This window comes from Pseudomonas sp. X4 (assembly GCF_040784925.1).
In the GTDB taxonomy this organism is placed as follows: Bacteria; Pseudomonadota; Gammaproteobacteria; order Pseudomonadales; family Pseudomonadaceae; genus Aquipseudomonas; species Aquipseudomonas putida_Z.
Genome location: NZ_CP160798.1, coordinates 2,180,860 through 2,203,150, shown reverse-complemented (window position 1 = coordinate 2,203,150; position 22,291 = coordinate 2,180,860). Strand labels below are relative to the sequence as shown.

At 64.5% G+C, this 22,291-nt stretch carries 21 protein-coding genes and 1 other RNA gene; 12 read left to right on the top strand and 10 right to left on the bottom strand.

Annotated features, from left to right (window positions below; translation table 11 throughout):
* Positions 1 to 11 precede the first annotated feature (11 nt).
* Positions 12 to 2,255 carry a polyphosphate kinase 1 gene (gene ppk1 / locus ABX298_RS09665; protein WP_367394349.1) on the top strand — a complete coding sequence of 748 codons (2,244 nt, stop codon included), beginning with the start codon at positions 12 to 14 and terminating at the stop codon, positions 2,253 to 2,255.
* Here the strand turns inward: ppk1 and ppx are convergent.
* Positions 2,242 to 3,744 carry an exopolyphosphatase gene (ppx, locus tag ABX298_RS09660; protein WP_367394348.1) on the bottom strand — a complete coding sequence of 501 codons (1,503 nt, stop codon included), beginning with the start codon at positions 3,742 to 3,744 and terminating at the stop codon, positions 2,242 to 2,244. The two genes, ppk1 and ppx, sit on opposite strands and share 14 nt — an antisense overlap.
* Positions 3,745 to 4,000: 256 nt before the next feature.
* Here ppx and trxA point away from each other — a divergent pair, with 256 nt between their 5' ends.
* The 5 genes from trxA (at position 4,001) to ABX298_RS09635 (ending at position 9,450) form a co-directional block, all read left to right on the top strand.
* Positions 4,001 to 4,327, top strand: coding sequence for a thioredoxin TrxA (gene trxA, locus ABX298_RS09655; RefSeq protein ID WP_012274768.1), 327 nt, complete (start codon positions 4,001 to 4,003; stop codon positions 4,325 to 4,327).
* A 328-nt stretch (positions 4,328 to 4,655) separates the two neighbouring features.
* Positions 4,656 to 5,915, top strand: a complete 1,260-nt coding sequence (gene rho, locus ABX298_RS09650) for a transcription termination factor Rho (RefSeq protein ID WP_003253661.1) — start codon at positions 4,656 to 4,658, stop codon at positions 5,913 to 5,915.
* A 204-nt stretch (positions 5,916 to 6,119) separates the two neighbouring features.
* On the top strand, positions 6,120 to 7,586 hold the full coding sequence (gene ubiD, locus ABX298_RS09645) for a 4-hydroxy-3-polyprenylbenzoate decarboxylase (protein WP_025341062.1): 1,467 nt from the start codon (positions 6,120 to 6,122) through the stop codon (positions 7,584 to 7,586).
* Entirely contained in the window at positions 7,586 to 8,554 is a 969-nt protein-coding gene (locus ABX298_RS09640; protein WP_317408872.1) for a CDP-6-deoxy-delta-3,4-glucoseen reductase, read from the top strand. Before ubiD ends, ABX298_RS09640 begins: the two co-directional genes overlap by 1 nt.
* Before the next feature lie 245 nt (positions 8,555 to 8,799).
* Positions 8,800 to 9,450, top strand: a complete 651-nt coding sequence (locus ABX298_RS09635; protein ID WP_025341060.1) for a gamma-glutamylcyclotransferase — start codon at positions 8,800 to 8,802, stop codon at positions 9,448 to 9,450.
* 132 nt (positions 9,451 to 9,582) lie between these two features.
* Here the strand turns inward: ABX298_RS09635 and ABX298_RS09630 are convergent, their stop codons facing one another.
* Entirely contained in the window at positions 9,583 to 10,560 is a 978-nt protein-coding gene (locus ABX298_RS09630; protein ID WP_367394347.1) for an NADPH:quinone oxidoreductase family protein, read from the bottom strand.
* Between the two features lie 169 nt (positions 10,561 to 10,729).
* Here ABX298_RS09630 and ABX298_RS09625 point away from each other — a divergent pair, with 169 nt between their 5' ends.
* Positions 10,730 to 11,134, top strand: a complete 405-nt coding sequence (locus tag ABX298_RS09625) for a flagellar basal body-associated protein FliL (RefSeq protein WP_025341058.1) — start codon at positions 10,730 to 10,732, stop codon at positions 11,132 to 11,134.
* A gap of 181 nt (positions 11,135 to 11,315) precedes the next feature.
* Here ABX298_RS09625 and ABX298_RS09620 read toward each other — a convergent pair whose 3' ends face one another.
* The 4 genes from ABX298_RS09620 to ABX298_RS09605 form a co-directional block, all read right to left on the bottom strand.
* Complete coding sequence (locus ABX298_RS09620) at positions 11,316 to 12,428, bottom strand: ABC transporter permease (RefSeq protein WP_085691481.1); 1,113 nt, start codon at positions 12,426 to 12,428, stop codon at positions 11,316 to 11,318.
* 1 nt (position 12,429) lies between these two features.
* Positions 12,430 to 15,150 (bottom strand): ribosome-associated ATPase/putative transporter RbbA, encoded by a 2,721-nt coding sequence (gene rbbA / locus ABX298_RS09615; protein WP_367394346.1) that lies wholly within the window; start codon positions 15,148 to 15,150, stop codon positions 12,430 to 12,432.
* On the bottom strand, positions 15,147 to 16,106 hold the full coding sequence (locus ABX298_RS09610; protein WP_367394345.1) for an HlyD family secretion protein: 960 nt from the start codon (positions 16,104 to 16,106) through the stop codon (positions 15,147 to 15,149). Before ABX298_RS09610 ends, rbbA begins: the two co-directional genes overlap by 4 nt.
* A 227-nt stretch (positions 16,107 to 16,333) precedes the next feature.
* Positions 16,334 to 16,783, bottom strand: a complete 450-nt coding sequence (locus ABX298_RS09605; protein ID WP_075046713.1) for an EVE domain-containing protein — start codon at positions 16,781 to 16,783, stop codon at positions 16,334 to 16,336.
* Between the two features lie 178 nt (positions 16,784 to 16,961).
* On the opposite strand from ABX298_RS09605, the gene ABX298_RS09600 reads away from it, so the two are divergent.
* Entirely contained in the window at positions 16,962 to 17,114 is a 153-nt protein-coding gene (locus ABX298_RS09600) for a hypothetical protein (protein WP_013974724.1), read from the top strand.
* An 18-nt stretch (positions 17,115 to 17,132) separates the two neighbouring features.
* On the opposite strand, the gene ABX298_RS09595 is transcribed toward ABX298_RS09600, so the two are convergent.
* From ABX298_RS09595 to ABX298_RS09580, 4 genes are all read right to left on the bottom strand, one after another.
* Complete coding sequence (locus ABX298_RS09595; RefSeq protein WP_003259369.1) at positions 17,133 to 17,741, bottom strand: 5-formyltetrahydrofolate cyclo-ligase; 609 nt, start codon at positions 17,739 to 17,741, stop codon at positions 17,133 to 17,135.
* 79 nt (positions 17,742 to 17,820) lie between these two features.
* A non-coding RNA gene (gene ssrS, locus ABX298_RS09590) (6S RNA) lies at positions 17,821 to 18,000 on the bottom strand.
* A 17-nt stretch (positions 18,001 to 18,017) separates the two neighbouring features.
* Complete coding sequence (locus ABX298_RS09585) at positions 18,018 to 18,338, bottom strand: cell division protein ZapA (RefSeq protein WP_003259368.1); 321 nt, start codon at positions 18,336 to 18,338, stop codon at positions 18,018 to 18,020.
* Positions 18,335 to 18,517 (bottom strand): TIGR02449 family protein, encoded by a 183-nt coding sequence (locus tag ABX298_RS09580; protein ID WP_029886233.1) that lies wholly within the window; start codon positions 18,515 to 18,517, stop codon positions 18,335 to 18,337. Before ABX298_RS09580 ends, ABX298_RS09585 begins: the two co-directional genes overlap by 4 nt.
* 181 nt (positions 18,518 to 18,698) lie before the next feature.
* Here ABX298_RS09580 and ABX298_RS09575 point away from each other — a divergent pair, with 181 nt between their 5' ends.
* The 4 genes from ABX298_RS09575 to ABX298_RS09560 are packed head-to-tail and all read left to right on the top strand — an operon-like array spanning position 18,699 to position 22,287.
* Entirely contained in the window at positions 18,699 to 19,253 is a 555-nt protein-coding gene (locus tag ABX298_RS09575) for a YecA family protein (protein ID WP_003259367.1), read from the top strand.
* A 21-nt stretch (positions 19,254 to 19,274) separates the two neighbouring features.
* Complete coding sequence (gene pepP / locus ABX298_RS09570; RefSeq protein WP_025341052.1) at positions 19,275 to 20,609, top strand: Xaa-Pro aminopeptidase; 1,335 nt, start codon at positions 19,275 to 19,277, stop codon at positions 20,607 to 20,609.
* Positions 20,606 to 21,805, top strand: coding sequence for a 2-octaprenyl-6-methoxyphenyl hydroxylase (gene ubiH, locus ABX298_RS09565; RefSeq protein WP_025341051.1), 1,200 nt, complete (start codon positions 20,606 to 20,608; stop codon positions 21,803 to 21,805). The genes pepP and ubiH overlap by 4 nt, the downstream gene beginning before the upstream one ends.
* Complete coding sequence (locus ABX298_RS09560; RefSeq protein ID WP_075046711.1) at positions 21,802 to 22,287, top strand: DUF4442 domain-containing protein; 486 nt, start codon at positions 21,802 to 21,804, stop codon at positions 22,285 to 22,287. The genes ubiH and ABX298_RS09560 overlap by 4 nt, the downstream gene beginning before the upstream one ends.
* Positions 22,288 to 22,291: the final 4 nt, after the last annotated feature.

Here is a 22,291-nt window from a genome sequence, read left to right as displayed (position 1 = left end):
AGGAACGCCAGATGAATAATGAAGTGCTAACCCCTGTCGCGATCAAGGATGCTCAGGAGCTCCCCGAAGAGATGGTGCAGACCCCGCCAGACCTGCCGCCGGCGCCCCTGCCTGCCGCGGAACCGGTGGCAGAAACTGCGGCTCCGGCCCCCGCGCCGGCCCCTGCAATCATCATCCCAGGCCTGGACGACAGCAGCCTGTACATTCATCGCGAACTCTCGCAGCTGCAGTTCAATATCCGTGTGCTGGAACAGGCGCTGGACGAGAGCTACCCGCTGCTCGAACGCCTCAAGTTCCTGTTGATCTTCTCCAGCAACCTCGACGAGTTCTTCGAGATCCGCGTCGCCGGCCTGAAGAAGCAGATCAACTTCGCCCGTGAGCAGGCCGGTGCCGACGGCCTGCAGCCGCACCAGGCGCTGGCACGCATCAGCGACCTGGTGCACAGCGAAGTGGAGCGCCAGTACGCGATCCTCAACGACGTGCTGCTGCCAGAGCTGGAAAAGCACCATATCCGCTTCATCCGCCGGCGTTACTGGACACCCAAGCTCAAGACCTGGGTGCGCCGCTACTTCCGCGACGAAATCGCCCCGATCATCACCCCGATCGGCCTCGACCCGACCCACCCGTTCCCGCTGCTGGTGAACAAGAGCCTCAACTTCATCGTCGAGCTCGAGGGTGTCGACGCCTTCGGCCGCGATTCGGGCCTGGCGATCATCCCGGCCCCGCGCCTGCTGCCGCGGGTCATCCGGGTGCCGGAAGAGGTGGGTGGCCCGGGCGCCAACTATGTGTTCCTGTCGTCGATGATCCATGCGCACGCCGACGACCTGTTCCAGGGCATGAAGGTGAAGGGCTGCTATCAGTTCCGCCTGACCCGTAACGCCGACCTGGCGCTGGACTCCGAAGAGGTCGACGACCTGGCCCGCGCCCTGCGCGGCGAGCTGTTCTCGCGCCGCTACGGTGACGCGGTGCGCCTGGAGGTGGCCGACACCTGCCCGAAACACCTGTCGGACTACCTGCTCAAGCAGTTCAGCCTCAGCGAAAGCGAGCTGTACCAGGTCAACGGCCCGGTCAACCTTACCCGCCTGTTCAGCATCACCGGCCTGGACAGCCACCCAGAGTTGCAGTACACGCCGTTCACCCCGGCGATCCCCAAGCTGCTGCAGAACGCCGACAACATCTTCAGCGTGATCGGCAAGCAGGACATCCTGCTGATGCACCCGTTCGAGTCCTTCACCCCGGTGATCGACTTGCTGCGGCAGGCCGCCAAGGACCCGCACGTACTTGTCGTGCGCCAGACCCTGTACCGTTCCGGGGCCAACTCGGAAATCGTCGACGCGCTGGTGGACGCGGCGCGTAACGGCAAGGAGGTCACTGCGGTGATCGAGTTGCGGGCGCGCTTCGACGAAGAGTCCAACCTGCAGATGGCCAGCCGCCTGCAAGCGGCCGGTGCGGTGGTGATCTACGGCGTGGTCGGCTTCAAGACCCACGCCAAGATGATGCTGATCCTGCGCCGCGAGCAGGGCGAGATCGTGCGTTATGCGCACCTGGGCACTGGTAACTACCACGCCGGCAACGCCCGCCTGTACACCGACTACAGCCTGCTGACCTCCGACGACGCCCTCACCGAGGACGTCGGCAAGCTGTTCAGCCAGCTGATCGGCATGGGCAAGACCCTGCGCATGAAGAAACTGCTGCACGCGCCGTTCACCCTGAAGAAGGGCATGCTCGACATGATCGCGCGGGAAACCCAGTTCGCCCTCGAAGGCAAGCCGGCGCATATCATCGCCAAGTTCAACTCGCTGACCGACGCCAAGGTCATCAAGGCGCTGTACAAGGCCAGCCAGTCGGGCGTGAAGATCGACCTGGTGGTGCGTGGCATGTGCTGCCTGCGCCCAGGCATTCCGGGGGTTTCGCACAACATCCAGGTGCGCTCGATCATCGGCCGCTTCCTCGAGCACACGCGGGTGTTCTACTTCCTCAATGGCGGCGAAGAGCAGATCTACCTGTCCAGTGCCGACTGGATGGAGCGCAACCTCGACAAGCGTGTCGAGACCTGCTTCCCGGTGGAAGGCAAGAAGCTGTTGCTGCGGGTGAAGAAGGAGCTGGAAGGCTACCTGACCGACAACACCCACGCCTGGACCCTGCAGCCGGACGGGCGCTACGTGCGCAGCACGCCAACCGGCAACCAGAACCCGCGCAGTGCCCAGGCGACCCTGCTGGAGCGCCTGAGCAACCCGGTCCTCAACGTACGCTGAGGACGAAGCCGACCCGGGCCAGCCACTCCGCCTCGTTGGCGAAGTCGGCCTGGGTCAGCTGGTTCTGTTCCAGCCAGCCCTCAGGGAAGGCCACATCGAGGCTGCTGTCGGCAGCCTTGAGCTCGACCTTCGGCATCTGCTGGTTGCCACGGATGTGGTGGAACAGGATGGCGAAGCGCAGCAGCACGCACAGGCGCAGCAGCTTGACCCCTTCCTCACCCAGCTCGGCGATCTTGTCCTTGGGGATGTTGCGGCGGTGGCCGCGCACCAGCAAGGCCATCATCTGCTGGTCCTCGCGGGAGAAGCCCGACAGGTCGGAGTGTTCGATCAGGTAGGCACCGTGCTTGTGGTAGTGATAGTGGGCGATATCCAGGCCGACTTCGTGCACTTTCGCCGCCCAGCCCAGCAGATCGCGCCAATTCCCGTCTTTGAGGTCCCACGCTTCGGCCACTTGGTCGAAGGCGTGCAATGCCTTGCGCTCGACGCGCGCAGCCTGGCCCTGGTCCACGTGGTAGCGCTCCATCAGCGAGTTCAGGGTGCGTTCGCGCACGTCTTCGTGGTGGTGGCGGCCCAGCAGGTCGAACAGCACGCCTTCGCGCAGGGCGCCGTCGCAGTGGTCCATGCGCTGCAGTTCCAGGGCATCGAAGATCGCTTCGAGAATCGCCAGGCCCGCCGGGAAGATGGTGCGGCGGTCCGGCTTGACGCCTTCGAAGTCGATCTTGTCGACCTCGCCAAGCTTGAACAGCTTGCGCTTGACCCAGGCCAGCCCCTCGGCGTTGACCTCGCCATTGCCCAGGCCGCCTGCCTTGATGGCGGCGCCGATGGCACGAATGGTACCGGACGAGCCGATGGCCTCGTCCCAGGTCAGGCGGTGCAGGGCATTCTCGATGCTCATCAGCTCGAGGCGCGCGGCGGTGTAGGCCTGGGCGTAGCGGGCCGGGGTGATCTTGCCGTCGCGGAAGTAGCGCTGGGTGAAACTGACGCAGCCCATCTGCAGGCTTTCGCGCAGCAGCGGCTCGAAGCGCTGGCCGATGATGAACTCGGTACTGCCGCCGCCGATATCCGCCACCAGGCGCTTGCCGGGTGTATCGGCCAGGGTGTGCGACACGCCCAGGTAGATCAGGCGCGCTTCTTCACGGCCGGAGATCACTTCGACCGGGTGGCCAAGGATGGCTTCGGCGCGCTGGATGAATTCGTTGCGGTTGCGCGCTTCGCGCAAGGCGTTGGTACCGACGATGCGCACCGAGCCTGCCGGCATGCCGTTGATCAGTTGGGAAAAGCGCTTGAGGCAATCCAGGCCTCGTTCCATTGCCTCTTCACTGAGCTTGCGTTCTTCGTCGATGCCAGCGGCCAGCTGAACCTTCTCGCCGAGCCGCTCGAGAATGCGGATTTCGGTATGGTGGGCCTTGGCCACGACCATGTGAAAGCTGTTGGAGCCAAGGTCGATGGCGGCGATCAGGGACAGGTTCTTCGCGATGGTTTGCGGCATGATCTGGTTGTTCTCGGTCGTTAACCCGGCAATCGTGCCACGATAGCAGGCTGTCGCCAACGCGTGGTACATAGCCGTTGAGCTGGCCTTGATGCAAGGCAATGTGCCATTCGATGCTATGACGTTTGTATGACAGTTTCGATTCGTGGCGTCTTGCACAACTATAGTTACACTCAATCGTCCGCGGCTTCCTGTAGGAGACGGGTGCGGCTATGATGGGCAACGTTTTTTATTGCTTACGACCTTGGAGATTTCCATGAGCGACAAAATCAAACACGTCACCGACGCCAGCTTCGAAGCCGACGTACTGCAGGCTCAAGGCCCGGTGCTGGTCGACTACTGGGCTGAATGGTGCGGCCCATGCAAGATGATCGCTCCGGTTCTGGACGACATCGCTGCTACCTACGAGGGCAAACTGACCGTCGCCAAGCTGAACATCGACGAGAACCAGGAAACCCCGGCCAAGCACGGCGTGCGTGGTATCCCGACGCTGATGCTGTTCAAGAACGGCAACGTCGAAGCCACCAAGGTCGGCGCCCTGTCCAAATCGCAGCTGGCCGCGTTCCTCGACGCCCACCTGTGATGTGAAAAAGCCCCGCAGATGCGGGGCTTTTCTTTGCCCGAAGGGCCTGTGGGAGCGGGTTTACCCGCGAATTCGATGCCGAACCCGCTGCCGCCTTCGCGGGTAAACCCGCTCCCACATGGCACGATTTACCCGGTCAAAACCACTAGACGTCGAAAAAAGCAAGTGTTACATTCGGCCTCGCACTGCTTCTCCAGTGCCCTCTACACGCCGTCGCCGAAGCATCCCTAATTCGAATCAGTACGCGATCCTGTCGCCATCTAGCGGCGCGGCCTCATTAAGCCAGAAGCTTAATTCTCCCTTCTTACATGATTACGTCACTCCCCTTATGAACCTGACTGAACTCAAGCAAAAGCCGATTACCGATCTTTTGGAAATGGCCGAACAGATGGGCATCGAAAACATGGCCCGTTCGCGCAAACAGGACGTGATTTTCGCCCTGCTGAAGAAGCACGCGAAAAGCGGCGAAGAGATCTCGGGTGACGGCGTGCTGGAGATTCTCCAGGATGGTTTCGGTTTCCTGCGTTCGGCTGATGCGTCCTACCTGGCCGGCCCTGACGATATCTACGTCTCGCCCAGCCAGATCCGCCGCTTCAACCTGCGTACCGGTGACACCATCGTCGGCAAGATCCGCCCGCCGAAGGAAGGGGAGCGTTACTTCGCCCTGCTGAAGGTCGACACCATCAACTTCGACCGCCCGGAAAACGCGAAGAACAAGATCCTGTTCGAAAACCTGACGCCGCTGTTCCCGAACAAGCGCCTGAAGATGGAAGCCGGTAACGGCTCCACCGAAGACCTGACCGGCCGCGTCATCGACCTGTGCGCCCCGATCGGCAAAGGCCAGCGTGGCCTGATCGTTGCTCCGCCGAAAGCGGGCAAGACGATCATGTTGCAGAACATCGCGGCCAACATCACCCGCAACAACCCCGAGTGCCACCTGATCGTCCTGCTGATCGACGAGCGCCCGGAAGAAGTGACCGAAATGCAGCGCACCGTGCGCGGCGAAGTGGTTGCTTCCACCTTCGACGAGCCGCCAACCCGCCACGTGCAGGTTGCCGAAATGGTGATCGAGAAGGCCAAACGCCTGGTCGAGCACAAGAAGGATGTGGTCATCCTGCTGGACTCCATCACCCGTCTGGCGCGTGCCTACAACACCGTGATCCCGAGCTCCGGCAAGGTACTGACCGGTGGTGTCGACGCCCACGCCCTGGAGAAGCCGAAGCGCTTCTTCGGTGCCGCGCGTAACATCGAGGAAGGCGGTTCGCTGACCATCATCGCCACCGCGCTGGTCGAAACCGGCTCGAAGATGGACGAAGTGATCTACGAAGAGTTCAAGGGCACCGGCAACATGGAGCTGCCGCTGGACCGCCGCATCGCCGAGAAGCGCGTGTTCCCGGCCATCAACATCAACCGTTCCGGTACCCGTCGCGAAGAGCTGCTGACCGCCGACGACGAACTGCAGCGCATGTGGATCCTGCGCAAGCTGCTGCACCCGATGGACGAAATCGCCGCCATCGAGTTTTTGGTCGACAAGCTCAAGCAGACCAAGACCAACGACGAGTTCTTCCTGTCGATGAAGCGCAAGTAAGCGTTTCAGGCCAGGCAGTAATTGGGGCCGCTTTGCGGCCCTTCGCGGGCACGCCCGCTCCCACAGGTTCAGTGTGATCCTTGTGGGAGCGGGCGTGCCCGCGAAGGGGCGCGAAGCGGCCCCAATGCATTTTTGCCCCCAAACAAAGCCCGAACGGCGCTACACTCTGCACCCCGACCGATACGGCCAACACGAGGCTCCTGCATGCAGTATCGCGACTTGCGCGACTTCATCCGTGGCCTGGAACAGCGCGGCGAGCTCAAGCGCATCCAGGTTCCGATCTCCCCCGTCCTGGAAATGACCGAGGTCTGCGACCGCACCCTGCGTGCCAAGGGCCCTGCATTGCTGTTCGAAAAGCCCACCGGCTTCGACATCCCGGTGCTGGGCAACCTGTTCGGCACCCCGGAGCGCGTGGCCATGGGCATGGGCGCCGAGTCGGTCGATGAACTGCGGGAAATCGGCAAGCTGCTGGCCTTCCTCAAGGAGCCTGAGCCGCCGAAGGGCCTGAAGGATGCCTGGTCCAAGCTGCCGATCTTCAAGAAAGTCGTGTCGATGGCGCCGAAAGTGGTCAAGGACGCGGTGTGTCAGGAAGTGGTGGTCGAGGGGGACGATGTCGACCTCGGCGCTCTGCCGATCCAGCACTGCTGGCCGGGCGACGTGGCGCCGCTGATCACCTGGGGCCTCACCGTCACCCGCGGCCCGAACAAGGACCGCCAGAACCTGGGCATCTACCGCCAGCAGGTGATCGGCCGCAACAAGGTCATCATGCGCTGGCTCAGCCACCGTGGCGGGGCCCTGGACTACCGCGAATGGTGCGAGAAGAACCCTGGCCAGCCGTTCCCGGTCGCCGTGGCCCTGGGCGCTGACCCGGCCACCATCCTCGGCGCCGTGACCCCGGTGCCGGACACCCTCTCCGAGTACGCCTTCGCCGGCCTGCTGCGCGGCAACCGCACCGAACTGGTCAAGTGCCGGGGCAGCAACCTGCAGGTACCGGCCACCGCCGAAATCATCCTGGAGGGCGTGATCCACCCGGGCGAAATGGCCCCGGAAGGCCCGTACGGCGACCACACCGGCTACTACAACGAAGTGGACAGCTTCCCGGTGTTCACCGTCGAGCGCATCACCCACCGGCAGAAACCGATCTACCACAGCACCTACACCGGCCGCCCGCCAGATGAGCCGGCGATCCTCGGCGTGGCGCTGAACGAAGTGTTCGTGCCGATCCTGCAGAAGCAGTTCCCGGAAATCGTCGATTTCTACCTGCCGCCGGAAGGCTGCTCGTACCGCATGGCGGTGGTGACCATGAAGAAGCAGTACCCGGGCCACGCCAAGCGCGTGATGCTGGGTGTGTGGTCGTTCCTGCGACAGTTCATGTACACCAAGTTCGTTATTGTCACCGATGACGATATCAATGCCCGTGACTGGAACGATGTGATCTGGGCCATCACCACACGCATGGACCCCAAGCGTGATACGGTGATGATCGACAACACCCCGATCGACTACCTGGACTTCGCGTCGCCGGTATCCGGGTTGGGGTCGAAGATGGGCCTGGACGCCACGCACAAGTGGCCGGGCGAGACTACACGCGAATGGGGACGGGTCATCGTCAAGGACGAAGCCGTCACCCGCCGTATCGATGAGCTGTGGGATCAGTTGGGAATAGATTGATGCAGGTAACGTTGCAGCCGTCCGGGGCGGTGCTGGCGCTCGAACCCGGGGAACGGATCCTGGATGGAGCGCGGCGGCTGGGCTATGACTGCCCGAATAGCTGCCGCAATGGCAATTGCCATGTCTGCGCCGCGTTGTTGGTCGAAGGCCGGGTACGCCAGGACGGTGAAGTCCGCGACCATGGCGAGCTGTTCACCTGCATTGCCGAACCGCTGGAGGACTGCGTGTTGCTCTGGGATGGTGTGCTCGCCCTGGGCGAGTTGCCGGTGCGCAAACTGGCGTGCAGTGTCAGTGAGTGCGTCGAGGTCGGTGGCGACGTCTGGCGCGTGCGGTTGCGCGCGCCGGCTGGCAGGCCGCCGCGCTACCACGCGGGGCAGTACCTGATGATCGAGCGCGAAGGCGGCAAGCAGGCGGCGTTTTCGCTGGCTTCCGCACCCCATGCCGGGCGCGAGCTGGAGCTGCATGTGCTGGCGCGCGAGCCCAGTGCGGTGCAACTTATCGAGCAGCTCAAGCGCGACGGCCTGGCGCGCATCGAAATGCCGTTCGGTGACACCCACCTGGCCGAGTTGCCCGACGGGCCGCTGGTGCTGATCGCTGCTGGTACCGGCATGGGCCAGATGCACAGCCTGGTCGAGCATTGCCGGGCTCAGGGTTTCAAGCACCCGGTGCACCTGTACTGGGGCGTGCGCCGGCCCGAGGACTTCTACCAGATCGAGCACTGGGACGAATGGCAGCGCCTGCCCAACCTGTTCCTGCATCAGGTGGTCAGCGACCTGTGCGGTTGGGAAGGCCGTTGCGGCATGCTGCATGAGGCGGTCTGCGAGGACATCACCGACCTCAACAGCGTGCATGTATATGCCAGCGGCTCGCCGAACATGATCTATGCCACGCTCGACGCCCTGGTCGAAGCCGGCATGGATGCGCACCGCATGCGCGCCGATGTGTTTGCCTACGCACCACGCGGCTAATAACCGAAGTTTGAAAGTATGGGTATAAGGCGGTAATTGTTACCGCCTTGGCTAATAACTTTCACAGTTGCCGAAACAGTACTTTCCAGTCGTCGGGAGCGCGGATGAAACTCTGGCGCGAGGGCTTGAGTATTCCTGCACTTCTGTCCTATGGTTACTGCAAGCGCCCTTGGTACAGAGGCTGGGGGCGCATCGTAATCGAATCTCGCTACATCCGTAGTTCACAGGGATAATGGCGGCAGCTTATGTCGGCACTTGAAAGTATGTCCTGGGAAGTTTCATATCCACCGACACTCGACTTCGGTCAGCAACATACTCGCGAACAGTTGTTCAATTCCATGAAGACAACCATGTCTCGCCATCAGGGTGGGCCGGTGTGGCTGTTCGCCTATGGTTCGTTGATCTGGCGGCCGGAGTGCAACTCGGTGGAACGCCAACGCGCGCGGGTACATGGTTACCACCGTGGCTTGTACCTGTGGTCGCACGAACACCGCGGCACCCCGGAAACCCCCGGGCTGGTGTTCGGCCTGGACCGTGGTGGCTCCTGCAGTGGTTTTGCCTACCGGCTGGATGAAAGCAGCCTGGACGAGTCGCTGATGGCCTTGTGGCAGCGCGAGATGCCGTACCCGGCGTACCGGCCGCACTGGCTCAGTTGCCGGTTGGGTGATGGCAGCAAGGTGCAGGCCTTGGGCTTCGTGCTGGAGCGGCATTTGCCGTGCTATGCCGGGAACCTGCCGGACACCCTGCTCAGCCAGATCCTGGCCAGTGCCAAGGGGCGCTATGGCACCACGCGTGATTATGTCGAACAGACCTTGAATGCCCTGCGCAGCCACCAGATGCCCGATCGCAACCTGGAGGCGCGGTTCAGGCGCTGCCATAACCTGCGCGAAGTTTGATCAGTCTGTCAGGGCCCTATCGCCGGCAAGCCGGCTCCCACAGGTACTCCACTGGCCTTGGAAACTGTGGAGATCCTGTGGGAGCTGGCTTGCCGGCGATAGGGCCCTGACAGGCAACAGATTTCTCAATCCTTACCTGGCCAGCACCACCAACTTACCCACAGCCTGACGCTGCCCCAACTTTTCAATGGCAGCCCCTGCCTCTGCCAGTGGATAAGTCTGCGACACCAGCGGCTTCAACTTGCCTTCGGCATGCCATGCAAACAGCTGCCGGAAGTTGGCCGCATTGTCCTCCGGCTGACGCTGGGCAAACGCCCCCCAGAATACCCCGAGCACCGCCGCGCCCTTGAGGAGCACCAGGTTGCCCGCCAGCTGCGGGATGGTCCCGCTGGCAAAACCCACCACCAGCAACCGGCCATTCCAGGCCAGCCCGCGCACTGCCTGCTCGAACAACTCGCCACCCACCGGGTCGTAGATCACGTCCACGCCCTGGCCGCCGGTCAGGCGCTTGATCTCATCACGCAGGCTGGCCTGGCTGTAGTCGATCAGTTCATCCGCGCCGGCTGCCTTGGCCACGGCCAGTTTTTCCGCACTGCTGGCGGCCGCGATCACCCGCGCACCCATGGCCTTGCCGATCTCCACCGCCGCCAGGCCGACCCCGCCGGACGCGCCCAGCACCAGCAGGGTCTCGCCCGCCTGCAACTGGCCGCGCTGGCGCAGGGCGTGCATGGAGGTGCCGTAGGTCATGCCGAATGCCGCTGCGGTGGTGAAGTCCATGCTCGGCGGGATCGGCAGCACATTGTAGAACGGCACCGCCACCTGCTCGGCGAATGCACCCCAGCCGGTCAGCGCCATGACCCGGTCGCCGGCCTTGAATGCGCCGGCCTTTTCCCCGACGGCGGCCACCACGCCCGCTGCCTCGCCGCCGGGGGAGAACGGCAACGGTGGCTGGAACTGGTACTTGCCTTCGATGATCAGGGTGTCGGGGAAGTTGACCCCGGCGGCCTGCACATCCAGCAGGATCTCGTTTTTCTTCGGCACCGGGCTGGCCACCTCTTCCAGCACCAGGTCGCGCGCCGGGCCCAGGGTTTTGCACAACACAGCTTTCATCGGGGCTATTCCTTTGCGGGTCGTGGCCGATAAGTGTAGGAGGGCCGCCTGCCCGGTCAACGAGCATGGGGCGCCCTGATGTGCAGGCATAAGTGGCGGCACAAGCCCAGGCTTGGGTTTGAGCGGCATGCTGGGTAAGCTGGCGCCAACTGTATTGAGGAGCAAATTCGTGAAAGCGTGGATCTTGATGGTGCTGGCGCTGCTGCTGCCGGCTGCGGCCATGGCCGAGGAAGCCAAGGAAGGGGCGCCGAAAGTCGCCTACATCAGCCTGAGCCCGCCCTTTGTCGGCAACTACGCCCTCGACGGCAGCCCGCGGCTGCGCGTGTACAAAGCCGACGTGGCCCTGCGCGTGACCGGCGACGAAGCTGCCAAGGCGGTGAAGCACCACGAGCCGCTGATCCGCAACCAGCTGGTGGCGCTGTTCACCCAACAGTCGGTGGACAGCATGAGCAACGTCGAAGCCAAGGAGCACCTTCGCCAGGAAGCGCTGAAACAGGTGCAGCAGGTGATGGAAGCCGAAGAGGGCAAACCGATCGTCGAAGACCTGCTGTTCAACAACCTGATCGTGCAGTGACCGGCAAGCCGGCTCTCTCAGGAACAGCGCAATCCGCACTGTGGCGCGATCCCTGTGGGAGCGGCTTTAGCCGCGAAGAATCCAACGCGGTGCATGGCACCGGCTGCGCCGGTGTTCGCGGGTAAAGCCGCTCCCACAGGAATCGCGCAATCTTTCAGATTTTGAGCCGGGTATGCGCGGATCAAGACGCCAGGCTTCGGCGAAACCGCGCCAGCGCCACGCCGAAGAACACCAGCCCGATCACGGCCAGCGCCAGGATGTCCGGCCACACCACCGTCCAGCCGGCATCACGGAACAGGATTGCGGCGCCAAGGCTGACAAAGTGCGTCGACGGCGACCCCTGCATCACCCACTGCAGCCACTGCGGCATGCTGTCCAGCGGTGTGCTGCCGCCGGACAGCAACAGCATCGGGATGATCACCGGGATTGCCAGCAGGCCGAATTGTGGCGTCGAGCGCGCCAGGGTGGCGAGGAAGATGCCCAGTGCGGTACTGGCGAACAGGTACAGCGCGGTCACGGCCAGGAACAGGCCCATCGAACCGGAGAGCGGCACGCCAAGCGCGCCCTTGACCACCACCACCAGCGAAATCCAGGTGCAGATCACCACCACCAGCGCGTTGCTGGCGATTTTTGCCAGCATGATTTCCAGCGCGGTCAGCGGCAGCACCAGCAGGTGGTCGAGGGTGCCGTGCTCGCGCTCGCGCAGCAACGCGGTGCCGGTGAGGATGATCGCCAGGATGGTGATGTTGTTGACGATCTGGATCACCGCCAGGAACCAGCCACCCTCCAGGTTGGGGTTGAACAGGGCCTTGGCGTTGATTGCCACCGGGCTCTGCGTGTTGTTGCGCTGGCTGTAGTCGAGCAACTCGCGTTCGAAGATACGGCCGATATAGCCGGCCCCCATGAACGCCTGACTCATGGCCGTGGCGTCGACATTGATCTGTAGTTCCGGCGATCGTCCGGCCAGCAGGTCGCTCTGGAAATTCACCGGCACGTTGATCACGAAGGTGTACTGGCCACTGTCCATGGCCTGGTCCAGGCGCCCCGGGGCTAGCGGCACGGCGGGCTGGAATTCGGGTGGTTGCAGGGCTTCGCCGAGCTTGCGTGACAGCAGGCTGTGGTCTTCGTCCACCACCGCGACGCTGGCGTTGTGCACGCCGATCACCGAGCCGGCTGCGGGCATGTAGATGGCCACGCTGAAGGCATACAGCAGGAACAACAGCAGCACGCTGTCATGGCGCAGGCTGGTCAGCTCTTTCAGGCCCAGGCGCAGGGTGTGGTTCAGGCGCGACATCTCAGGCCTCCTGCTTCTTCAGCATGGCCAGGCTCAGGCCGGTGAACACGACAAAGAAGCTGAGCAGGATCAGGCACTGCGGCCACAGTTCGCGCAGGCCCAGCGCCTTGGTGAAGGTGCCGACCGCGATGTCGAGGAAGTAGCCCGCCGGGAACAGCTGGCCCATCACCGCCGCCGCGCCGTCCAGCGACGAGCGTGGCACGATCAGCCCGGAGAACTGGATGGTCGGCAGGCTGGTGATGATCATGGTGCCCAGGATGGCGGCGATCTGTGTGCGGGTGAAGGCCGAGATCAGCAGGCCCAGGCTGGTGGTCGCCAGCAGGTAAGCGACGCCACCACAGGCCAGGGCCAGCACGCTGCCCTTGAGCGGCACGCCGAACAGCCAGCGGTTCATCGCCACCAGCAGCGCCAGGTTGACCAGGCTCACGGCCAGATAGGGCATCTGCTTGCCGAGCAGAAACTCCAGGCGGGTGAGGGGTGTGGCGTAGAAGTTGGTGATGGAGCCGAGCTCTTTCTCGCGGACGATACCCAGCGCGGTGAGCATGGCCGGAATGAAGGCCAGGATCAGCGCCATTACCCCCGGGCCGATGGCGTTCACGCTGACCACATCCTGGTTGTAGCGAAAACGGGTTTCCAGGCGCACCAGGTCCTGGCGCGGCTGCGGCTGTGGGCTGGCCTTGGCCAGTTGCTCGAGGTTGGCCTGATGCACGGTTTCCACGTAGTTGCGGCTGGTTTCCGCGCGGAACGGCATGCCGCCATCGAGCCAGGCAGCCACCACCGGTTGACGCCCGGCGTACAGGTCGCGGCCAAAGCCGGGTGGGATTTCCAGCGCCAGTTTGATTTCCGAGCGCTGCAGGCGCTGGTGCATTTCGCGGGTATCGCGGATGGGCGCCTGTTCGGCGAAATAGCGTGAACCACGGAAGGCTTCCAGATAGGCCCGGCTTTGCGGGCTCTGGTCCTGGTCGTGTACGGCGAAGGCGAGGTTTTCCACATCCAGCGAAATGCCATAGCCGAAGATCACCATCATGAACACCGCCCCCAGCAGGGCGAAGGCCAGGCGTACCTTGTCGCGCAGCAGCTCCTTGCCCTCACGGCTGGCCACCGCCAGCAGGCGACGCAGGCTGAAACCCTGGCGCAGCGCCGGCGCAGGCGTGGCGGCCTGTTCCAGCACGGCGTTGTCGGTGGCTTGCGGCGCCAGTTCCTGGGCCTGTTCCAGGCAGCGTACGAACGCATCTTCCAGGGTGTTGCCCTGGTACTGGCGTTGCAGGGCTCCCGGCGTGTCGCAGGCCAGCACCCGGCCTGCATGCATCAGCGAGATGCGGTCGCAGCGTTGAGCTTCGTTCATGAAGTGGGTAGAAAGGAAAATGGTCACGCCCTGCTCGCGTGACAGCTCCACCAGCAGGCGCCAGAAGTCGTCACGGGCAGCCGGGTCGACGCCGGAGGTGGGTTCGTCGAGGATCAGCACTTCCGGGCGGTGCAGCACCGCCACCGCCAGTGACAGGCGCTGGCGCAGGCCGAGGGGCAGGGCGCCGGATGGCTGGTCGGCGATGGCACCCAGGTCGAAGCGCTCGATCAGTTGGTCGATACGCTGGGCGCTCTCGGCCTTGGGCAGGTCGAACAGGCGGGCATGCAGGGTCAGGTTCTGCCGGGTGCTGAGCTCGCCATACAGCGAAAAACTCTGCGACATGAAACCGACCCGCTTGCGCGTGGCCAGGTCGCTGGCATCCACCGGGCGGCCGAGCAGGCTGGCGCTGCCTTCGCTGGCCGGCATCAGGCCGGTGAGCACTTTCATGGTGGTGGTCTTGCCGCAGCCGTTGGAGCCCAGAAAGCCGAAGATCTCCCCGCGGCCAATGGCGAAGCTGACCTTGTTCACTGCCGTGAAATCGCCAAAGCGCAGGGTCAGGTCGTGGGCCTCGATGGCGACCGAGGTGTCAGTGGCCGGGCGCGGTGGAATGATGAGCGGAGGGTGTTGTGCCTTGCCCGCGCCTTGGTAATGGGTGAAGGCGTCGTCCAGCTTGCCGCTGGGGGTGACTGCGGCCAGCTCATGGCTGGGGCCGGCGGCCAGCAGGCGGCCGCCATCGAGCATCAGGCAATGCTCGAACTGTTCGGCCTCCTCCATGTAGGCGGTGGCCACCAGCAGGGTCAGTTGCGGGCGTTGCGCGCGCACCTGTTCGACCAGCTCCCAGAAACGCCGCCGTGACAGTGGGTCGACGCCGGTGGTCGGTTCGTCGAGGATCAGCAGGTCCGGCTCGTGGATCAGCGCGCAGCACAGGCCCAGCTTCTGTTTCATGCCGCCCGACAGCTTGCCCGCCGGGCGCTCGGCGAAGCGCAGCAGGTCGGTGGCCTGCAGCAGGTTGGCCATGCGCTGTTCGCATTCGCGGCGGCCAAGGCCGAACAGGGTGGCGAAAAAGCGGATGTTCTCGCTGATCGATAGCTCCGGATACAGGTTGTTGCCCAGCCCCTGCGGCATGAACGCCACTTTCGGGTACAGCGCCGCGCGATGGCGCCGCTGGCGGATCGAGCCACCCAGCACCTGCAGTTCGCCCTGTTGCAGGCGCTTGACGCCGGCGATCAGCCCCAGCAGGGTCGATTTGCCAGCCCCGTCAGGGCCGATCAGCGCGCAGCGGGTGCCCGCCGGCAGGCTGAACCCGAGGGGGTGCAGGGCCACCAGGTCGCCGTAGCGATGGCTGATACCCTCGGCCAGCAGTGCCGGGGCGTTCATTGCAGGTTGGCCGGCCAGTCCACCTCAGCCGTGCGTACATAGCCGGCGCCTGGCATGCCCGGCTTGGCCTGCGGTACGGCGCCCGGGTCGGTCAGGCGCAACTTGACCCGGAACACCAGCTTCTGCCGCTCGTCGCGGGTTTCCACCTGCTTGGGGGTGAACTGGGCCTTGGCCGCGACAAAGGCCACCTTCGCCGGCAGCGCCCGCTCGGGCAGGGCGTCAAGCACGATCCGCGCCTGGTCGCCGACGGTCAGCCGGCCGCTGGTGGAGGCGGGCAGGTAGAGGTTCATGTACTGGTCGCTGGGGTCGATCAGCATCAGTACGCGGCCGCCGGCACCCAACACTTCACCGGGCTCGGCCAGGCGCAGCTGGATGATGCCGTCGATCGGTGCGCGCAGGCTGCTGTCGTCGATTTCGCTGGTGAGCTGCGCCACCTGGGCCTCGGCGGCGCCTATGGCGGCCTTGATCGCCGCCAGTTGGGCGCGGGCGGCGACTACGGCGGCGTTGGCCGTGTCGAAGCGCGCCTGCTGTTGGTCGAGCAACTGCTGGCTGGCGTATTTGCGCTGGAAGATCTCGCGCACGCGCTTGAGCTCTTGGCTGGCCAGCAGCAGTTCGCTCTGGCGCAGCTGCACGCTGGCCTGGGCGGCGGCGTAGTTTTCCCGGGTGCGCAGCACTTCGGCTTCGGCCTGGCTGCGCTGGGCTTCCATGGTACGGGTGTCGATGCGCGCCAGCAGCTGGCCGCGAGTTACCTTGTCACCTTCGTCGACCAGCACTTCGGCCAGGCGGCCGGGAATTTTACTGGCGATCTGCACTTCGGTGGCTTCCAGGCGGCCGTTGCCCATGCTCAGGCCTTCGGGCAGCTGGTCGTGGAGCGACTTCCAGTACCCCAGCCCACCGGCTGTTGCGAGTAGGGCGATCAGCGCGGTGGCGAAGATCTTGGGGGCGTATCGGTTCATCGGTCTGCATCCTTGCGGTCATGCACACTGCATCATGGCCTGTGGCCGCGCGCGGCGTGTTGATATCAGTCAAATCCATGACTGGGTCTGCTTCGCAGCCCATCGCCGGCAAGCCAGCTCCCACAGGGGCAGCGCATGGCTTGAGGTCTATGCGGTCGGGGTGGGAGCTGGCTTGCCGGCGATGGGCCGCAGGGCGGCCCCTTTGGTTTATGACCTTAGCCGCAGTTTCAACGCAAAGCGACAATCACCGCCCATTGCTCTGGCGTCACCGGCATCACCGACAGGCGGCTGCCCTTCTGAACCAGCGGCAGTTCGGCCAGGCCTGTCTGCTGTTTCAGCCAGCCCAGCTCCAGCACCCGTGGCAGGGTTTGCACATGGGCCACATCCACCGCGCTCCACGGGTTCTTGTCGGCCGTGGCCTTGGCATCGTAGTAGTGGCTTTGCGGGTCCAGCGCGGTCGGGTCGGGGTAGGCAGCGCGGGTGATCCTGGCAATGCCGGCGATGCCCGGCTGCGGGCAGCTGGAGTGATAGAAGAAGAACTCGTCGCCAACGCTCATGGCCCGCAGGAAATTGCGCGCCTGGTAGTTGCGCACGCCGTCCCAGCGCGCTTCGCCGAGGCGGCCGAGGGCTTCGATGGAGAGCTCGTCGGGCTCGGATTTCATCAGCCAGTAGGCCATGGGTGCTGCTCCTGAAAAGGTTTGAAATAACCTGTTGCATGAAACCGACAGTCGGTTGGCGTCAAGGTTTGCGTGCAGACGCAGGTTGTCGGAAAATGCGCCCCGTTTAAAGTGCGATGCTCCGGCGATACCCAGAAAATTGCCGAGCCTGAACAGTTTGCCTGGGGGGCAATCTTCGATGAATCAACGTAACAAGCCGGATCTGCTGTGGATCCTGGTGTTCATTTTCGGCCTGGGTGTGGTCACGACCGGTTATGCGCAAGGGATCTGGGAGCGCAAGCTGGACAACGCCTATCAGATGCCGGTCGACGCCAGCCAGCCGCAACGTTGATGCCCCTGCCGGCGCCGCTCAACGCGGCGCCAGGTACCAGCCACGGTCCGAGACCGTCCCCTGCAGCGGTACATCCCAACTGGCCTGAGCCAGCCGCTCGACCTTCTGGCATTCATGTGCCAGCCCCAACAGCAATGGTTTTTTCCAGGTCTGGCGACGTGCCTGGTAGGCCAGGCTGCGATCATAGAAACCACCGCCCATTCCCAGGCGACCGCCCACTTCGTCGAAACCGACCAACGGTAGCAGGATCAGGTCCAGCGACCAGATCGGGCGCTGGCGCTTGCGCTCGGTGACCGGCTCGGGAATGCGAAAGCGGTTGGGCTTGAGCTTCTCGCCCTGCTCGAAGCGCTGGAACACCATGCGCGTTCGCGGCCAGGCGTGCAGCACCGGCAGGTAGGTGCGCTTGCCGCGGCGCTGGGCTTCGCGCAGCAGCAGGTAAGGGTCGATCTCGCCGTCGTTGGGCAGGTACAGGGCAATATGCCGGGCGCGTCGGAACAGCGGGTGCTGCGCCAGCTGGCGGTACAGGCCAAGGGCGGCCTGGCGTTGCTGGGCAGGGGTAAGGGCGCGGCGGGCGTTGCGGAGCAGGCGACGGAGCTGGGGGCGGGTGAGCTGCGCGGTGTCGGTCATGGCACGGGCGATCCCAGGTGCTGGCCGACGTGGTCGGCCAAAACGAATTGCCCGCCGGAAGGGGCGGGCAAGAGAATTCAGGCTCCCCGATAAGACCGCTATCGGTGTAGCCCTTGAACCCGAAAGTTCAAGGTGGAGATTGCAGGGGGCGTTAAGGCTTTCCGTCGGGCGGACATGCACACCGGCCCCAGCGTGCAACCCCCGTGGTTGTGCGTATCGGCTCAGGGACATAACCGACTGGCGCATCCCCCAGGGAGTGGCGCCAGTATACCAATCTCAGCCGATTTTGGTATCCGCGTCGTCGGACAGTGCCTGGTCGACCCGTTCCAGCAGGTCGCGCACCTGTTCGCGGGTGGTGCCGCCTGCCGGGGCATCGTTGCGGTCTTCCTGGCGGTGCAGCATTTCGTGGGTGATGTTCAACGCTGCCATGACCGCAATGCGGTCGGCGCCGATCACCTTGCCGCTGCTGCGGATCTCGCGCATCTTGCCGTCCAGGTAGCGCGCGGCGCTGACCAGGTTGTTGCGCTCTTCCGGCGGGCAGATGATCGAATATTCCTTGTCGAGGATCTGCACGGTGACGCTATTGCTTGAACTCATGAGTCTTGCTCCAGAGCCTTGAGGCGTAAAATCATCGACTCGACCTTGCGCTTGGCGATCTCGTTCTTTTCGATGAGGTGGGCGCGCTCTTCGCGCCAGGATTTTTCCTGAGCTACTAGGAGTGCATTTTGCCGTTTTAGTTGCTCGACACGTTCGATCAGCAACTCGAATCGGCTCATCAGTGCCTGCAGGTCGTTCTCTTGCGTGGGTTGCACTCGATTCGCTCCGTCGTTGAGTCACCTGGCGATGATGCCTCTCCCTGGGCGGCGACGGCCAGTGCCGATGGTCTTGGCGCGCCTGCCGGTGCTAGGATACAAGGTCTCCATTCTAGTCATTGCGCCGTCTGGCGCCTAGCTGCCCATGCCCAATACCCAATCGCCCTACATCGCCTTCGCCATGCTGCTGTCCAGCAATGGTCATCCTGTCACCCCGGCCGAACTGCACGGCCTGCTGATCGGCCGCAGCTGCGCCGGTGCCGGCTTCGACGCCGACGGCTGGCTGGCCGATGCCGCCCAGCTGCTGGAAACCGAGCCCGGTGACACCGTGCGCAACGCCCTGGTCGGCCTGCAGGAAATGGTCAAGGGCGAGCTGACCAGCGACGACATGGCCATCGTCCTGCTGCTGCCTTCCGACGACGCCGCCCTGAGCGACCGCGCCACCGCGCTGGGCCAGTGGTGCCAAGGCTTCATCACCGGTTTCGGCCTGAATGCCGGTGGCAAGGACCTGTCCGACGAGGCCAAGGAAGTGCTGCAGGACCTGGTGGCCATTTCCCAGGTCCAGGAAGCCCTCGAGGAGTCCGAGGACGGCGAGAGCGACTACATGGAAGTCATGGAATACCTGCGCGTGGCGCCGTTGCTGCTGTTCTCCGAGCTGGCCAAGCCGGCCGCCCCCGCACCCAAGCCATCGCTGCACTGATCAACCGGGGGTAGTCTGCCCATGAGCCACATTCCCAAGGCCGAGTATGCCCGTCGGCGCAAGGCGCTGATGGCGCAGATGGTCCCCAACAGCATCGCCATCCTGCCCGCCGCCGCGGTTGCCATCCGCAACCGCGACGTCGAGCACGTTTACCGCCAGGACAGCGACTTCCAGTACCTCAGCGGTTTCCCCGAGCCGGAGGCGGTGATTGCGCTGATCCCGGGGCGCGAGCATGGCGAATACGTGCTGTTCTGCCGTGAACGCAACCCCGAGCGCGAACTGTGGGATGGTCTGCGGGCCGGCCAGGAAGGTGCGGTGCGCGATTTTGGCGCAGACGATGCCTTCCCCATCACCGACATCGACGAGATCCTGCCGGGCCTGATCGAAGGCCGTGAGCGGGTGTACAGCGCCATGGGCAGCAACCCCGAATTCGACCGCCGGCTGATGGACTGGATCAACGTGATCCGCTCCAAGGCCCGCCTGGGCGCCCAGCCGCCGAACGAGTTCGTTGCGCTGGATCATCTGCTGCACGACATGCGCCTGTATAAATCGGCAGCGGAAGTGAAGGTGATGCGCGCTGCCGCAGACATCTCGGCGCGGGCTCACGTGCGGGCCATGCAGGCCTGCCGGGCCGGGTTGCACGAATACAGCCTGGAAGCCGAGCTGGACTACGAGTTCCGCAAGGGCGGGGCGAAGATGCCGGCCTACGGCTCTATCGTTGCGGCCGGGCGCAATGGCTGCATCCTGCACTATCAGCAGAACGACGCCCCGCTCAAGGATGGCGACCTGGTGCTGATCGACGCCGGCTGCGAGATCGACTGCTACGCCAGCGACATCACCCGTACCTTCCCGGTCAGCGGGCGCTTTTCGCCGGAGCAGAAGGCCATCTACGAGCTGGTGCTCAAGGCCCAGGCCGCGGCGTTTGCCGAAATCGCCCCCGGCAAGCACTGGAACCACGCCCATGAGGCGACCGTGCGGGTCATCACCGAGGGCCTGGTGGAACTGGGCCTGCTGACGGGCGAGGTGCAGGCGCTGATCGACAGCGAGGCCTATCGTGCCTTCTACATGCACCGCGCCGGGCACTGGCTGGGCATGGATGTGCACGATGTGGGCGAGTACAAGGTGGGCGGTGAGTGGCGGGTGCTTGAACCCGGCATGGCGCTGACCGTCGAACCGGGCATCTACATAGGCGCCGACAATCAGGCCGTGGCCAAGAAATGGCGCGGCATTGGTGTAAGGATCGAGGACGACGTGGTAGTGACCAGGCAAGGTTGTGAAATCCTGACTTCGGGCGTGCCGCGCACGGTCGCCGAGATCGAGGCGCTGATGCAGGCCGCCCGCAAGGACGCGGCATGAATCGGGTAAACCTGGCGATCATCGGTGGCGGCCTGGTGGGCGCGAGCCTGGCCCTGGCCCTGCAGGCGGGGGCCAAGGCGCGAGGCTGGAAGATCCTGCTGATCGAGCCGTTCGCCCCCGGTGACAGCTTCCAGCCCAGCTACGACGCACGTTCGTCGGCACTGTCGTTCGGTACCCAGCAGATCTACCAGCAGCTGGGCCTGTGGCAGGCCATCGGCCATCGCGCCGAGCCGATCCGGCAAATTCACGTATCCGACCGCGGCCGCTTCGGTGCCACCCGCCTGGATGCCTTGGAAGAGGGCGTGCCGGCGCTTGGCTACGTGGTGGAAAACGCCTGGCTGGGCCAGTGCCTGTGGCAAGGGCTGGACAGCGAGGTGGTGAGCTGGCGCTGCCCGGCGGAGGTGACCGCGATGCAGGCCATCGAAGGTGGCTACCGCCTGCTGCTGAACGACGACACCCAGCTGGAGTGCGACCTGGCGGTACTGGCCGACGGTGGCCGCTCCGGCCTGCGCGAACAGCTGGGCATCCATGTGCGCCACACGCCCTACCAACAGAGCGCGTTGATCGCCAATATCACCCCGGGCGAGGCCCACGGTGGCCAGGCCTTCGAGCGTTTCACCGAAGAAGGCCCCATGGCCCTGCTGCCGCTGCCGGATAACCGCTGCGCGCTGGTCTGGACCCGCCAGGGCATGGACGCGCGACGCCTGGCCGACATCGACGAGCGCAGTTTCCTGCGCGAGCTGCAGGGCGTGTTCGGCTATCGCCTGGGCGCCTTGCGCCAGGTCGGCGCGCGGCACCTCTACCCGCTGTCGCTGATCGAGGCCCAGGAGCAGGTGCGGCCGCATCTGGTGGTGCTGGGCAACGCCGCGCACAGCCTGCACCCCATTGCCGGCCAGGGCTTCAACCTGTCGCTGCGTGACGTGCAGGCGCTGGCCGAGGCGCTGCTGGCCGGGCCGCAGCAGCCTGGCGACCTGACCACGTTGCAGGGCTACCACCAGCGTCAGCGCCTGGACCAGGCCATGACCATCGGTTTTTCCGACCAGGTCACCCGCCTGTTTGGCAGTAGCCAGCCGTTGCTGGCCGCCGGGCGCAACCTTGGCCTGCTCGGGCTCGACCTGCTGCCCCCGGCAAAAAGCTGGTTCGCCCGCCAGGCCATGGGCCTGGGCACCCGCCCCGATCCGCGAGGTCAGGCATGAGGGACGACGCGCGCAGGCTGGCGCGCCGGGCGTGCCTGTTGCGCTGGCGGCTTAACCTGTTCCCGCCGCACCTCGGTGCTGGTATCCGCGTGCAGCACATCAGCCCGGACCTGCGCAGCGTCAAGGTGGCGATGAAACTGACCCGCTGGAACCGCAACTACGTCGGCACCCAGTGCGGCGGCAGCCTGTACGGCATGGTCGACCCGTTCTACATGCTGCTGTTGATCGAGCAGCTGGGGCGTGACTACATCGTCTGGGACAAGGCCGCCAGCATCGATTTCATTTCGCCGGGCAAAGGCCCGGTGTATGCCGAACTCCACGTCGATGACAAGCTGCTGGACGAAATCCGCCAGCAGACCGCCACCGGCAAGAAGTGCCTGCCGCGTTTGCAGGTCGATATCCGCGACGGCGCCGGCGAGCTGGTGGCGCGGGTCGATAAAACCCTATATGTGCGGCTCAAGCCGCAAGCGAGGCTGGCGTAAGGCA